The organism is Caballeronia sp. GAFFF1, assembly GCF_023630705.1.
Classification (GTDB): Bacteria; Pseudomonadota; Gammaproteobacteria; order Burkholderiales; family Burkholderiaceae; genus Caballeronia.
The window spans coordinates 18758-32341 of the sequence record NZ_JALQEM010000005.1 but is presented as its reverse complement, the minus strand read 5'-3'; the positions used below and the strand labels follow the sequence as shown (position 1 = coordinate 32341).

The 13584-nt window shown below is 65.8% G+C and carries 12 protein-coding genes; 6 read left to right on the top strand and 6 right to left on the bottom strand.

The genetic code is table 11. The annotated features are described in order from the left end of the window. Window positions 1-17: 17 nt before the first annotated feature. The 5 genes from fba to NCR37_RS02485 all read right to left on the bottom strand — a co-directional run bounded on the left by fba (window position 18) and on the right by NCR37_RS02485 (window position 5750). Complete coding sequence (gene fba / locus NCR37_RS02505) at window positions 18-1082, bottom strand: class II fructose-bisphosphate aldolase (protein ID WP_250471369.1); 1065 nt, start codon at window positions 1080-1082, stop codon at window positions 18-20. Between the two features lie 195 nt (window positions 1083-1277). Beyond that, window positions 1278-2714, bottom strand: a complete 1437-nt coding sequence (pyk, locus tag NCR37_RS02500) for a pyruvate kinase (RefSeq protein ID WP_250471838.1) — start codon at window positions 2712-2714, stop codon at window positions 1278-1280. A 345-nt stretch (window positions 2715-3059) separates the two neighbouring features. Continuing rightward, entirely contained in the window at window positions 3060-4250 is a 1191-nt protein-coding gene (locus NCR37_RS02495; protein ID WP_250471368.1) for a phosphoglycerate kinase, read from the bottom strand. A 379-nt stretch (window positions 4251-4629) separates the two neighbouring features. Then, window positions 4630-4953, bottom strand: coding sequence for an AzlD domain-containing protein (locus tag NCR37_RS02490; RefSeq protein WP_250471367.1), 324 nt, complete (start codon window positions 4951-4953; stop codon window positions 4630-4632). After that, entirely contained in the window at window positions 4950-5750 is an 801-nt protein-coding gene (locus NCR37_RS02485) for an AzlC family ABC transporter permease (RefSeq protein ID WP_250471366.1), read from the bottom strand. Before NCR37_RS02485 ends, NCR37_RS02490 begins: the two co-directional genes overlap by 4 nt. A gap of 325 nt (window positions 5751-6075) precedes the next feature. On the opposite strand from NCR37_RS02485, the gene NCR37_RS02480 reads away from it, so the two are divergent. The 6 genes from NCR37_RS02480 (at window position 6076) to NCR37_RS02455 (ending at window position 10846) form a co-directional block, all read left to right on the top strand. After that, on the top strand, window positions 6076-6996 hold the full coding sequence (locus NCR37_RS02480) for a branched-chain amino acid transaminase (RefSeq protein WP_250471365.1): 921 nt from the start codon (window positions 6076-6078) through the stop codon (window positions 6994-6996). A gap of 67 nt (window positions 6997-7063) precedes the next feature. Next, window positions 7064-7258: a zinc-finger domain-containing protein gene (locus NCR37_RS02475; protein WP_250471364.1), complete on the top strand. Its 195-nt coding sequence runs from the start codon at window positions 7064-7066 to the stop codon at window positions 7256-7258. A gap of 178 nt (window positions 7259-7436) precedes the next feature. Beyond that, window positions 7437-8510 carry a lipopolysaccharide heptosyltransferase II gene (waaF, locus tag NCR37_RS02470; protein WP_250471363.1) on the top strand — a complete coding sequence of 358 codons (1074 nt, stop codon included), beginning with the start codon at window positions 7437-7439 and terminating at the stop codon, window positions 8508-8510. 167 nt (window positions 8511-8677) lie between these two features. Next, window positions 8678-9121, top strand: coding sequence for a nuclear transport factor 2 family protein (locus NCR37_RS02465; protein WP_175939561.1), 444 nt, complete (start codon window positions 8678-8680; stop codon window positions 9119-9121). A 48-nt stretch (window positions 9122-9169) separates the two neighbouring features. Continuing rightward, entirely contained in the window at window positions 9170-10261 is a 1092-nt protein-coding gene (locus NCR37_RS02460; RefSeq protein WP_250471362.1) for a YheT family hydrolase, read from the top strand. Between the two features lie 3 nt (window positions 10262-10264). Then, window positions 10265-10846 carry a DUF2946 family protein gene (locus NCR37_RS02455; RefSeq protein WP_250471361.1) on the top strand — a complete coding sequence of 194 codons (582 nt, stop codon included), beginning with the start codon at window positions 10265-10267 and terminating at the stop codon, window positions 10844-10846. 4 nt (window positions 10847-10850) lie between these two features. On the opposite strand, the gene NCR37_RS02450 is transcribed toward NCR37_RS02455, so the two are convergent. Beyond that, on the bottom strand, window positions 10851-13433 hold the full coding sequence (locus NCR37_RS02450; RefSeq protein WP_284506763.1) for a M48 family metalloprotease: 2583 nt from the start codon (window positions 13431-13433) through the stop codon (window positions 10851-10853). Window positions 13434-13584: the final 151 nt, after the last annotated feature.

Below are 13584 nucleotides of genomic sequence, written 5' to 3'. Positions count from 1 at the left end.
CGTGAGACCTGCGCCGCTCACCGGACAATCTGCGCGAGTTCGCCGGATGTGTACTTCCCGGCCATCTTGTCGAGCGTGACGGGCTTGATCTTGCCTGCCATGCCCTCGCAGCCGAACTGCATGTACCGCTGACGGCAGATTTCTTTCGCTGCCTCGCGCGCCGGCTTCAGATAGTCGCGCGGATCGAACTTCGACGGGTTTTCGAACAGATAACGACGGATCGCGCCGGTAATTGCGAGACGCAGATCCGTGTCGATGTTCACCTTGCGCACGCCGTGCTTGATGCCTTCCTGAATCTCCTCGACCGGCACGCCGTAGGTTTCCTTCATGTCGCCGCCGAACTCGCGGATTTCGGCGAGCAACTCCTGCGGCACCGACGACGAGCCGTGCATCACCAGATGCGTGTTCGGAATGCGCTGGTGAATTGCCTTGATGCGGTCGATCGCGAGGATATCGCCGGTCGGCTTCTTCGAAAACTTGTACGCGCCGTGCGACGTGCCGATGGCAATGGCGAGCGCATCGCACTGCGTCTCTCTCACGAAGTCGGCGGCCTGCTCGACGTCGGTGAGCAGCTGCTCGCGCGTCATCGTGCCTTCCGCGCCGTGTCCGTCTTCCTTGTCGCCCTTCATGGTTTCCAGCGAGCCGAGCACGCCGAGTTCGGCTTCGACCGTGACGCCGATCGAATGCGAGAACTCGACCACCTTGCGCGACACATCGACGTTGTACTCGTACGACGCCACGGTCTTACCGTCCGCTTCGAGCGAGCCGTCCATCATCACGCTCGTGAAACCGGAGCGGATCGCCGCCATGCACACGGCCGGCGACTGTCCGTGATCCTGATGCATCACGACCGGAATGTGCGGATACGACTCCACCGCCGCTTCGATCAGATGGCGCAGGAACGCTTCGCCCGCGTACTTGCGCGCGCCGGCCGACGCCTGCATGATGACGGGCGCGTTGACTTCGTTCGCCGCCGACATGATGGCCTGCACCTGCTCCAGATTGTTCACGTTGAATGCCGGGAGACCGTAGCCGTGTTCGGCTGCGTGATCCAGCAATTGACGCATTGATACGAGAGGCATTGAGAAACTCCAGGATGTGAAACGAAATCCTTCGCGCGCGCGGTTCTGCTCTTTGCTTCTTTGCCGCTTTTCGGCAGCATCTTCGGCAGCTTCCGGCCTTCTTCGTGGCGACGACTTGCGTCTGAGTCGTCCGCGCGCTCTTCGGCGTTCGCGGACCGAACCGCGAACGCCTTGCCATGCGTTGGAACGCGCCGATCAGAAATGGTCGCCGACGCGCACGATCTTCAGCGTGTTCGTGCCGCCCGCCTGCCCCATCGGCTCGCCGACGGTGAGCACGACCATGTCGCCGCGCGCCGCATAGCCTTTCGATACAACCACTTCCAGCGCCTGATTGAGCGCCGTGTCGCGGTCCATGTTGGTGTCGAGATGCAGCGGCGTGACGTTGCGATACAGCGACATCGTGCGCTCGCTGCCCACGCGCGGCGTCAGCGCGAAGATCGGCACATGCGTCCAGTGACGCGACATCCACAGCGCCGTGGAGCCGGATTCCGTCAGCGCGACCACGGCCTTCGCGCCCAGATGGAAGGCGGTGAACAAGGCGCCCATCGCGATCGACTGGTCGATGCGCGTGAACGTGCGGTCCAGAAAATCGCGGTCCAGTTGCGATTCCTCGGACTTCTCCGCTTCGATGCACACGGCGGCCATCGTTTCGATGGTCGTGACCGGGTATTTGCCCGCCGCCGTTTCGGCGGAAAGCATGACGGCGTCGGTGCCGTCGAGCACGGCGTTCGCCACGTCGGAGACTTCGGCGCGGGTCGGCACGGGCGCGTGGATCATCGATTCCATCATCTGCGTGGCCGTGATCACGAGCTTGTTCGACTCGCGCGCCATGCGGATCATGCGCTTTTGCAGCGCGGGCACCGCCGCGTTGCCGACTTCCACCGCGAGATCGCCGCGCGCCACCATGATGCCGTCGGATGCATCCAGAATGCCTTGCAGCGCGGGAATGGCCTCGGCGCGCTCGATCTTCGCGATCATTTTCGGCTTGATGCCGTACGGCGCGCCCGCGATGTTCGCCAGTTGCCGCGCCATTTCCATGTCGGTCGCGTTCTTCGGAAAGGACACCGCGACGAAATCCGCGCCGAGCGACATCGCCGTCTTGATGTCCTCCATGTCCTTCTCGGTGAGCGCGGGCGCGGTCAGCCCGCCGCCCTGCCGGTTGATGCCCTTGTTGTTCGACAACTCGCCGCCGACCTTCACCGTCGTGTGAATCTCCTCGCCGATCACGCGCGTCACGTCGAGTACGATCAGGCCGTCGTTCAGGAGGAGCACGTCGCCCGCGCGCAGATCGCGCGGCAAGTCCTTGTAGTCGAGGCCGACGCGGTCGTTGTTGCCCATCTCGCAGTTCGCATCGAGGATGAACGTGTTGCCCGCGACCAGCATGGTCTTGCCGTTCTCGAACTTGCCGACGCGAATCTTCGGGCCTTGCAGGTCCGCCATGATCGCGACTTCGCGGCCGACGTGACGCGCCGCCTCGCGCACCCACTCGGCGCGCTGGCGATGATCGTCGGCGGTGCCGTGCGAGAAGTTGAAGCGAACGACGTCGAGCCCGGCTTGCATCATTTGCAGCAGGATGTCCGGATTACTCGACGCCGGACCGATGGTGGCGACAATCTTGGTGGCGCGATGCATGTCTTTCCTCGTCTCTTTGGGAACGGCCGTAACCAGGCTGCGAGCACGTTGCGCTTGCAGTGACGTGTTGCTCACTGGCTGCGCGCGCGCGCCGGTTCGTGCCGGCGTCGCTTTATCGATGGGCTGCGCGGCATGAACGGGCATGCCGCCGATGGTGACGACCGGAGCCGTCTGTTCTTCCACATGCGGCTCTTCGCTCAGAGCCGCCTCCGCGATGATCGAAGCAGCAACGGCGGCGGCATCGCGTTGACTGCCGCTTTCGGTCACATCCGCTTGCGCGCCGCCGGCTGCTTGCGCGCCCTTCCTTGCTGCTTTCGCCGGATTGTCTCGGGCCGTCACCGGGCGTTACGCCCGCGACTCGAGCACTTCTACCGCCGGCAGTGTCTTGCCTTCGAGGAACTCGAGAAACGCGCCGCCGCCGGTCGAGATGTAGCTGACCTTGTCGTGGATGCCGTACTTCGCGATGGCGGCGAGCGTGTCGCCGCCGCCCGCGATCGAGAACGCCGACGAATTCGCGATGGCCTGCGCCAGCGTCTTCGTGCCGTTGCCGAACTGGTCGAATTCGAACACGCCGACCGGGCCGTTCCACACGATGGTGCCTGCCGTCGCGAGCTGCGCGGCGAGCGCGTTCGCGGTGTCCGGGCCGATGTCGAGAATCATGTCGTCGTCGGCGATATCGGCGACGGGTTTCGTTTCGGCCTTCGCGGTCGCGGCGAATTCCTTCGCGGTCACGACATCGCTCGGAATGGGCACCGACGCTCCGCGCGCGCGCGCCTCTCCGATGATTTCCTTCGCCTCGCCGACGAGATCGGCTTCGGCGAGCGACTTGCCGATCTTGAGGCCCGACGCCAGCATGAACGTGTTCGCGATGCCGCCGCCGACGATCAGCTGATCGACCTTCTCGGCGAGCGACTTCAGAATGGTGAGCTTGGTCGACACTTTCGAGCCCGCGACGATGGCCACGAGCGGGCGCTTCGGGTTGCCGAGCGCCTTGCCGAGCGCGTCGAGCTCGGCGGCGAGCAGCGGGCCGGCGCACGCGATGGGCGCGTATTTGGCGATGCCGTGCGTGGTCGCTTCGGCGCGGTGCGCGGTGCCGAAGGCGTCGTTGACGTAGATGTCGCACAGCTTCGCGAGCTTCTGCGCAAGGCCGTCGTCGTTCTTCTTCTCGCCCTTGTTGCAGCGGCAGTTTTCGAGCAGCACGACGTTACCCGGCTGCACGTCGACGCCGTCCACCCAGTCGGCGACGAGCGGTACATCGCGCCCGAGCAGTTCCGACAGACGCGCCGCGACCGGCGCGAGCGAGTCTTCCGGCTTGAACTGACCTTCGGTCGGGCGGCCCAGGTGGGACGTGACCATCACGGCCGCGCCGGCATCGAGCGCTGCCTTGATCGCCGGGACCGAGGCGCGCACGCGCGTGTCCTCGGTGATGTTGCCGGCGTCGTCCTGCGGCACGTTGAGGTCCGCGCGGATGAACACGCGCTTGCCGGAGACTTTGCCTTCGGCGATCAGATCGGTGAAACGCAGTACTTTCGTCATGGGAGTCAACGTTAGTCAGAGAAGCGGTTCGGGCGAAGATGGCCGGACGAACGCCGGCCGGTTCGTTGCAAATTCGGTGCGGGGACTGAAAACGGAAACGGGAAACAGAAAGACGCGAGCGGAACGAGCGGCCGGCGCGTGCCGCGCAAACGTGCCGAGGGTCGAATGGAGCGAGACGCGGAGAAAGAGCCGCGCAAAGCGCGCAGACACGGACGCAGCGGACAAGCCGGAGGCGGCGAGCTTCGGAACCGTTGCGGTGACTGCCGGACTCACTTTCGACCTCGCTCCATGCGACAGGAAAGACCGACATTTTAACCGATCACCCCGCCCGCTTTTAGCCGGTGATTCTTGATGATGCGTATTTGTGGCTCGGCGCGCCTCACGCGGCAAGGCGCAGCAGCGTGAAAACGATCATGCCGACCGCGATGGTGCCCATCATGCCGCGCCGCCACAGGTAGTACGCGAGGCCCGCGAGCGACGCCCACGCCGCATGGTTCGAGAACGCGATCGAGAAGCCGGCGGATGTTTCGAGCAGATCGGGCACGACGACGCCCGCCAGCGCGGCGGCCGGCGCGTAGCGCAGCACGCGTTGCATGCGCGGCGGCAGCACGGTGCGCTCGCCGCCGATCAGGAAGAACGCGCGCGTCGCGGCGGTCACTACGCCCATGCCGAGAATCGCGAGCCAGATCTGGAGCGTGGTCATCGCGCGGGCCTCGCCGGTTCGGGCTCGGCGGCGGGCGCTGCATCGGGTGTGCCGGGCGTCTCGGTGTCGCTGGGACGCGCCGCCGCCGGGCGCGCCCGTTCCGCGATCAGATCGGCGAGCGTGCCGGCCAGCAGCGCGGCGAGCACCGCGAGCGGCAAGCCGAAGCGATACGGCAGATGGAACGCGAGCAGCGCGACCACGCTCGCGACGACGACCGCGGCGAGCGTCGAGCGCGTGGCGATCGCGGAGACGATCAGCGGAATCAGCGCCAGCGTCCCCGCCAGTTCCAGCCCCCAGTCGTCGGGGATGAGGCTTGCGAGCAGAATCCCCGCGATCGACGACGCCTGCCACGCAAGCCAGCACGTGAACGCGAGTCCCCAGAAGAACGCTTCCTTGCCGGGCTGCCGGCCGACGGGAAAATTCCGCGCGGAGAACATCAGATAGATGATGTCGCCGTTGAAGTAGCCGATCGCGAGGCGCCGCCACATCGGCAGATAGGAGAAGTGCGGCGCGAGCCCGGCGCTGAAAATGACGAAGCGCAGATTCACCATCGCGGCGGTGAGAAGCACGGTCCAGAGCGGCAGCTTCGCGGCCAAGAGCGGCAGCACGGCGAGTTGCGACGACCCCGCGTACACCGCGAGCGACATGCCGAGCGCCTGCGGCACCGTGAGCACCGATTTCGTCATGGCGACGCCGGTGACGAGGCCCCACGAGAACGTCGCCATGACGGCGGGAGAGAAAGCGCGGGCACCGTCGAGAAATGCGCGGCGATTCGTGTCGGATAGCCGGTGGAGCATGCAAGGGTGCGCGGCCGAGTTGCCGCGATGACGAAATGGGGAAACGCCGCGCGCCGGCAACGCGAAAAACGGACGACTCGGCACAGCTTGCCGCTTGCCCGGTCGGCACGACGCTTTCGGGCGGCTTTGCCGGTTCGCGGCGAAAGGCAAAGTATAGCGGCGTGAAAGGCGCTTACCATCCAGTTTGATCGCGAAAAGACGCTAAAATGACGAACTTTGACCGCTCTTGCAGCCGGCAGCGCCGGCAACGCGCGGAATAGGAAGATTCACCCGGAGATTCACCCGGATTCATCGAATTTCTGAACGAGACAGCTAGGAGAACCGTATGTCAATGGCCGACCGCGACGGCAAGATCTGGATGGATGGCAAGCTGATCGACTGGCGAGACGCCAACATCCACGTTCTGACGCACACGCTGCACTACGGTATGGGCGTATTCGAGGGCGTGCGCGCGTACAAGACCGCGCAGGGAACGGCCATTTTCCGCCTGAAAGAGCACACCAAGCGCCTTCTGAACTCGGCGAAAATCTTCCAGATGGAAGTCCCGTTCGACCACGCGACGCTCGAAGCCGCGCAACTGGAAGTCGTGCGCGAGAACAAGCTCGAATCGTGCTATATCCGCCCGATTATCTGGGTCGGCTCCGAGAAGCTCGGCGTCTCGGCCAAGGGCAACACCATTCACGTGGCCATCGCCGCGTGGCCGTGGGGCGCGTATCTCGGCGAAGACGGGCTCGCGAAGGGCATCCGCGTGAAGACGTCGTCGTTCACGCGCCATCACGTCAACGTGTCGATGGTGCGCGCGAAGGCGTCCGGCTGGTACGTGAACTCGATTCTCGCCAATCAGGAAGCCGTCACCGACGGTTACGACGAAGCCTTGTTGCTCGACGTGGACGGCTACGTGTCCGAAGGCTCCGGCGAAAACTTCTTCCTCGTGAACAACGGCAAGCTGTACACGCCGGACTTGTCGTCGTGCCTCGACGGCATCACGCGCGACACGGTCATCACGCTGGCGCGCGACTTCGGCATCCCGGTCATCGAGAAACGCATTACGCGCGACGAAGTCTATACGTGCGACGAAGCCTTCTTCACCGGCACGGCCGCCGAAGTCACGCCGATCCGCGAACTCGACAATCGCACGATCGGCGCGGGCAAGCGCGGCCCGATCACGGAGAAGCTGCAAAGCGCGTTCTTCGACGTGGTCGGCGGCAAGAACGAAAAGTACGCGAGCTGGATCGCGAAAGTCTGACGCCGGGAGGGCCGCGCTGCCCTCGCGCGACAGACGACAGCAACGAACGACATTGAAAGAGATAGCAATGAGCGACCTGAAGGAAATGCCGCTGGTGGAATTGTCGGCGAAAGATATCCCCGCGTTCTGCCCGAATCCGAAGATGCAACGCTGGAGCGCGCATCCCCGCGTGTTCCTCGACGTGACGCACGGCGAAGCGCGCTGCCCGTATTGCGGCACGCGCTACAAGCTGAAGGACGGCGAAGCCATCAAGGGCCACTAAGCTCGCCGAAGCACTGTGCGAGCGTCGTCGATGCGCGCGTTCCGGTTTATCCGGGCGCGCGCTTTCGTTCGCTCTCGCTTGTTTTTGCCGCATGGCCGCCGCGCCATGACACCACACGACCGACGCCCCGCCGCCCGATGCGGCGAGCCGCCACTATTTTGAGACCGGAAAACGACTGATGCGCCGTGCGCTGGTTATAGCACCGAACTGGATCGGTGACGCGTTGATGGCGCAGCCGCTGTTCACGCTTTTGCGAAAGCTTCACCCGCGTATCGCGATCGATGCCGTCGCGCCGACCTGGGTCGCGCCCGTGCTCGAACGCATGCCGGAAATCCGCGACGTCTACGCGACGGATCTCGCTCACGGCAAGCTGCAACTGCTGCGCCGCTGGCAGCTTGCGAGCGACCTGCGCGATGTCGGCTACGACGCCGCGTACGTGCTGCCCAATTCCGCCAAGTCCGCGCTGATTCCGTGGATGGCGGGCATCCGGCTGCGCATCGGCTACAAGGGCGAGGCGCGTTACGGGCTCTTGAACGTGCGCCACCCCAATCCGCCGAAGACCGAACGCCCGCCGATGACCGCGCAGTATGCCGCCCTCGCCTATGCGCCGGGCGCGAAGCTGCCGTTCATCGACCGATACGCGCAAGCTCACGACGCAGCGGCAGGCGACGCGCCGCTCTTGCCCGTGCCGCGCCTCGAAGCCGATCCGAATGAAGCGGCGCGCGTGTCGGCGCGCTTCAATCTGGATACGCGCGCGCCGCTCGTCGTGTTTTGCCCCGGCGCGGAGTTCGGTCCGGCCAAGCGCTGGCCGCCCGAGCACTTCGCGTCGCTCGCGCAGTTCGTCGCGCAGTCGTTTCCCTATGCGCGCATCGTCGCGCTCGGATCGAAGAAAGATTCGGCCGTCGCGCAGGCCATCGCGGAGCGCGCGCCGAACGTGCGCAATCTGTGCGGCCAGACATCGCTCGGCGAAGCATGCGCGCTGATCGCCCGGGCGAGTGCCGTCGTCACCAACGACTCGGGGCTCATGCACGTCGCGGCGGCGCTCAAACGTCCGCTCGTCGCGGTGTACGGCTCCACCGATCCGCGCCATACGCCGCCCTTGTCCGACGTCGCAAAGGTACAATGGCTTCACCTTGAGTGCAGTCCGTGCTTTTCCCGCGAGTGTCCGCTCGGCCATCTCAACTGCCTGCGCGAACTCTCTGCCGAACAGGTTTTCGCCGATCTGCGCGGCATGTTGCTCGCGCATCGTTGAGGCGTCACGCCTGCCTTGCCGCGGCGGCTTTGCGGCGGCATCGGCATTTTCGTGTGCGGGCGCGGACACGCGAGTGTCTCCGAACGGAGGCATGCTTTGAACCATGACCGATGCGGCACGCCATCGTGACACGGCGTTGCGCGCGAATGCCAGAGACCCACGAGCCCATGCCACGTTTCGCCCGCCTGTTCGAAGCCGCCGCCGACACTCTCAACGCTTACTATCAGGCTGTCGCGGACAACAGCATCGACGCTGTGATGTCGCTTTGGATCGACGAGGAGTTCGCCACCTGCATCTGCGCGGACGGCACGCATCTGCACGGCCTCGAAAGCATTCGCGCGGGCCTCGGCAAGCAGTTCGGCGCGCAGGCCGTCAGCATCGAGCCGCTCGATATTCGCGTGTACGACAGTCTCGGCACCGTCGTGTATGCGATTGCGGAGGCGCATCAGCCGGCCGGGACCGCCGCGCCGCGCATGATTTTCTCAACTTACGTGATGGTTCACGAACGCGGCGAATGGCGCATCGCGCATATTCACGCGAGCGAGATGCCGATGGAAGCGGCCGGCCAGTTCGCCGCGAAGCTGCGTCACGGGCAGGGACCGTTGCACTGAAATACCGCAGTCACGAAGCATAGAAAGACGTTTGCCGGGGAGAAGGCCATGAAGCGCGATCCGTTGTTGAAACACGATTCGTCGTTCGTGGACAAGGCGCCCGCCGTCGCGCTGAAGGAAACGGCGCAGGCCGCGGGCCGCGTGCTTGCCGAACCCGTCTCGCAATGGCTCTACAGCGCGCCGCGCTGGCTGCCGACGAGTCACGCGCAGACCATCGTGCCCGCGCTCTTCGGGCGCAAGCCGGCGGTGCGTTATCGGCGCGAACGCTGGGATACGCCGGACGGCGATTTCATCGACGTCGACTGGCTCGCGCACGATGACGCAGCGCGCCCGGCATCGACCGCGCCGCTATTCGTGCTGTTTCATGGCCTCGAAGGCAACTCCGACTCCCACTACGCCCGCACGATGATGGTCGCCGCCCATGCGCGCGGCTGGCACGGCGTGGTGCCGCACTTTCGCAGTTGCAGCGGGCCGATGAACCGGCTGCCGCGCTTTTATCACCTCGCGGATAGCGCCGAAGTCGACTGGATCTTGCGGCGACTGCGCGAAAGGCATGCAGGCCCGATCGTCGCGGCGGGCGTGTCGCTCGGCGGCAACGTGCTCTTGCATTGGCTATGCGAGCGCGGCACGGACGCCTCGATCGTCAGCGCGGCCGCCGCCATTTCGGCGCCGCTCGATGTCCACGCGGGCGGTCACGCGATCTCGCAAGGCTTCGGCATGGTCTATACGCGCAGCTTCCTGAAGTCGCTCAAGAAAAAGGCTCTCGCGAAACTCGACCAGTTTCCGGGTCTGTACGACCGCCACGCCGTGCTCGCCGCGCGCACGCTGTATGAATTCGATAACGTCGTGACCGCGCCGCTGCACGGTTTTCGCGATACCGACCATTACTGGACGACCGCGACCATCCGCGCGCATCTGAACCGCATCGAAGTGCCGGCGCTCGTGCTGAACGCCCGCAACGATCCGTTCCTGCCCGAGCGCGCGCTGCCATCGCAGGCCGAAGTATCGGCGTCCGTCACGCTCGATCAGCCGGACCACGGCGGCCATGTCGGCTTCATGACGGGGCCGTTTCCGGGACGCATGGACTGGCTATCGTCGCGCGTGTTCGGCTACCTCGAACATTTTCTTCCGGGCGAATGAATCATGGATGAGATCGTCAAGCAGGCGCTGGCCAAGTGGCCGAACGTTCCGCATTGCACGGGCTGGCTGTTGCTGGACCGGCGCGGTCAGTGGCGCATGCGCGACGAGGCGGCGCAGGCCGCGGGCGCGCTCGGCGATGCCATTCGCCACGAAGCGCTGATCGGCTTCATCAACCGCAACTACGAGCGCGATGCCGACGGCCAGTGGTTCTTTCAGAACGGGCCGCAGCGCGTGTACGTGGAACTGGCTTATACGCCGTGGATCGTGCGTCTTTCCGCGATGAACGGCGCATTGCGGCTGACCGACCACACCGGCGCGCCGTTCGAGCCGGCGCAGGCATTTCTCGACGACGAAGGCGCCCTGCTCTTTTCCGACGCTGCCACGCCGCCGCGCTCAGCCGCCCTGCACGATCACGATCTCGATCTGTTCTCGACCCACGCGACGTTCGATGACGCGTCGCGCGGCGGCGTCTTCCATTGGCGCGATGGAGTCGATCTTCCGTTACAGCCTATCTCGCGCGCCGACGTCGAGACGCGCTTCGGTTTCGTCGCCAGTCCGGCTGCGCGCGCGGCGTCGAAAGCCTGAAGCGTCAGCTCTTTTTCTCCTCGTCGCGCTCTTCCTTGTAGCGTGCTTCGAAGTCGCGCAGGCGCGCGGAAATCGTCGAGAGATCGTAGAAGCTCGCGGTTTTGACATCGCGTGCTTCCTTCAACTGGCGAATGGCGGACGGCCATGCGCCGTCGAGCGCCAGTTTCTCGGCCATCGCCTGATGCTGGCGCAGCGGATCGTTCATGCCTGCGCTCGCCTGCGCCAGATACAGCCACCAGTCCGCGCGCAGCGGTTCCGCGCGCGTTTCGCGGCGCGCGAGCGTCTGCGCTTCCTCATAGCGATGCGCGGCCATCAGCGATTGCAGATGCGCGTCGATCGCCGCGTGCGAGTTGGGCCAGCGCGTCTGGGCGATGTCGGCGAGGCGCACGGCGTCGTCGTAACGGCCCGCGCGACGCGCGATCTCGGCGGCGAGCACGTCGAGGCTCGGCGTGCTGCGGGCGGCTTGCTGGGCGGTCACGCGCACGGGCAGGAGCGCGATGGGCCCGCTTGCCGCGGCGGGCGCGGCGTTCAGCGCGCCGTGTGCGCTGCTGCTTAGGAGCGAAGACATCGAGACGGCCGGGGCGGAAGGATTCGCGAGCGCGGCGGTTTGTGGCGTCGAGTGCGGGCCGACGTTGGTTGTGGACGCGCCTTGCATGGTGGACGCTTGAGCGGAGAGCGGTCCGTCGCCACGAGCAGGCGGAACCTCAATTCCGGCGCGTGCTTTTGTCGCCGAGGCCAACGTGCCTTGAATATTGGCTGGTTGTGAAGATGGTGCTCCGTCGCCACGCGCAGGCGCAGATCCAACGCCCGCGCGAGCGTTCGCCGCCGAACCCGACACGCCGCGCAGCGATGCGCCAAGGCTTTCGCCTTGCGCTTTCGACGCAGGCTTTTGCTGCTGCGCGTGGCGCTTGTCATCCGAACCCGCATCGCGGCTCTGACCGCCCTCGACCGTCTGCGCCAGTTCGCGCCGCGCCTCAACTGAAGCCGCCGCAGCGCTCGCTTCCTCGCCTTCAAAGAGCCGCCGCGCTCGGGCGAGCGCATCGTTGGCGGCGTCGTAATCGCCCGTCAGCGAACGCGCGAGCGCGATGCCGTACCAGTTCGCGGCGGGATTGAGCGCGGTCTGATCGTCGATTTCGGCCTTGAGACGGCTCGCGACCTCACGATAGTCGCTCGCGTAGTTCACCTGAAGCACGCGCGAGCGCGCACGCACGAACGCATATTCCGGCGACTGCCGCGGCTGCCGGTACGGCACGCGTCGCGCGCGGTCCTCCATGTCCGCGATGCGCTCGGTCGTCAGCGGATGCGTGCGCGCGTAAGCCGGCACGCCGTTATCGGCCATCGACGCCCGGTCGAGCCGCTCGAAGAACGCGGTCATCGCGTAGGGATCGTAGCCGGCGGCCGCGAGCATCTGAAATCCGACGCGGTCGGCCTCGTGCTCGGCCGCGCGCGAGAAGCGCAGCTGGTTATCGACGGCAAAAGCCTGTCCGCCCATCGCGATGCCCATGCCGAGATCGCCGCTGTGCGTCATGACGCCCGCCAGCAGCCCGGCGAGCATGGCCGCGAGCGCCGCGTACCCGCTCTTTTCCTGCGCGCCGATCATGCGCGCGATGTGGCGCTGGAGCACGTGCCCCATCTCGTGGCCGACGACGGACGCGAGTTCCGATTCCGTCTGCGTCGCCGAGATCAGCCCTGTGTTGACGCCGACGAAGCCGCCCGGCATCGAGAACGCGTTGATCTGCGGATCGCGCACGGCGAAGAGTTCGAAGTCCGGACGATAGCCGCCGAGGTACTGCGTCGCGGCGGCGGCGGAGAGCTTCGACGCGATGGAGTCGAGGTAATCGCGAATCAGCCAGTCGTCGAGGTAGTCGGGATCGGCGCGGACTTCGCGCATCATCCGCTCGCCGAGCTTGCGCTCCGCCTGAGGCGAGAGCGTGCCGCCGGAGCCGTCGCCCAAATCCGGCAGTTGCACGGACGAAAGCGGCGCGCGAAGGCCGGCCATCGCGCCCGGACGATTGGCGAAGCGGCTTTCCGCGCCGCCGTAGACGCCGAATATGCCGTCGGCGACGGTGTTGGGTGGTGTGCTGGCGGTGGAGGTTGCGGGTGGGGCGATCGCGGCTGTCGCGGTTGTCGCATAGGTTGTGTGCGCGCGGTTTTGCCCGTTTGAACCACTTGTGGCGTTTGCCGTCGCTACTGCGTTTGCTGCGTTTGCTGCGTTTGCTGCGTTTGCTGCGTTGGCTGCGTTGGCTGCGTTGGCTGCGTTGGCTGCGTTTGCTGCGTTGGCTGCGTTGGCTGCGTTGGCTGCGTTGGCTGCGTTGGCTGCGTTGGCTGCGTTGGCTGCGTTTGCTGCGTTGCCCGCGTTGGCTGCGTTCGTCGCCTTGGCCGCGTTGGTCGCGTTGGTCGCGTTGGTCGCGTTGGTCGCGTTGGTCGCGTGTGCCGCATTGGCCGCATTGGCCGCATTGTCCGCATTTACCGCCTTCGCCTCATTGCCCCCACGACCCACGGCCGCGCCCGCCTGCGCCGCGGCGAACGGCGGCATGGCGAGACTGAGACACAACGCGAACACGAGCCCGCGGCTCGGACGATTCAAGAACATAGCGCGAAGCCGGAGCGTCGCCGGCGGTCAGCGTGAGGACGGGAACGCGCTTATCGTATCAAGTGTTGCGCGCCCGGCGGCACCTGTGGACACGGCTTCGCGCCGTTTTCGCCGAAGGCCCCGCTGGTAAGATAAGCGCCCACTG

What these genes read in the sequence shown, in the direction of transcription:
- waaF (WP_250471363.1), top strand. Translation starts at nt 7,437, where the DNA reads ATGCGCCGTGCGCTGGTTATAGCACCGAACTGGATCGGTGACGCGTTG.
- NCR37_RS02490 (WP_250471367.1), bottom strand. Translation starts at nt 4,953, where the DNA reads ATGACCACGCTCCAGATCTGGCTCGCGATTCTCGGCATGGGCGTAGTG.
- fba (WP_250471369.1), bottom strand. Translation starts at nt 1,082, where the DNA reads ATGCCTCTCGTATCAATGCGTCAATTGCTGGATCACGCAGCCGAACAC.
- NCR37_RS02485 (WP_250471366.1), bottom strand. Translation starts at nt 5,750, where the DNA reads ATGCTCCACCGGCTATCCGACACGAATCGCCGCGCATTTCTCGACGGT.
- NCR37_RS02495 (WP_250471368.1), bottom strand. Translation starts at nt 4,250, where the DNA reads ATGACGAAAGTACTGCGTTTCACCGATCTGATCGCCGAAGGCAAAGTC.
- NCR37_RS02455 (WP_250471361.1), top strand. Translation starts at nt 10,265, where the DNA reads ATGGATGAGATCGTCAAGCAGGCGCTGGCCAAGTGGCCGAACGTTCCG.
- pyk (WP_250471838.1), bottom strand. Translation starts at nt 2,714, where the DNA reads ATGCATCGCGCCACCAAGATTGTCGCCACCATCGGTCCGGCGTCGAGT.
- NCR37_RS02460 (WP_250471362.1), top strand. Translation starts at nt 9,170, where the DNA reads ATGAAGCGCGATCCGTTGTTGAAACACGATTCGTCGTTCGTGGACAAG.
- NCR37_RS02475 (WP_250471364.1), top strand. Translation starts at nt 7,064, where the DNA reads ATGAGCGACCTGAAGGAAATGCCGCTGGTGGAATTGTCGGCGAAAGAT.
- NCR37_RS02480 (WP_250471365.1), top strand. Translation starts at nt 6,076, where the DNA reads ATGTCAATGGCCGACCGCGACGGCAAGATCTGGATGGATGGCAAGCTG.
- NCR37_RS02465 (WP_175939561.1), top strand. Translation starts at nt 8,678, where the DNA reads ATGCCACGTTTCGCCCGCCTGTTCGAAGCCGCCGCCGACACTCTCAAC.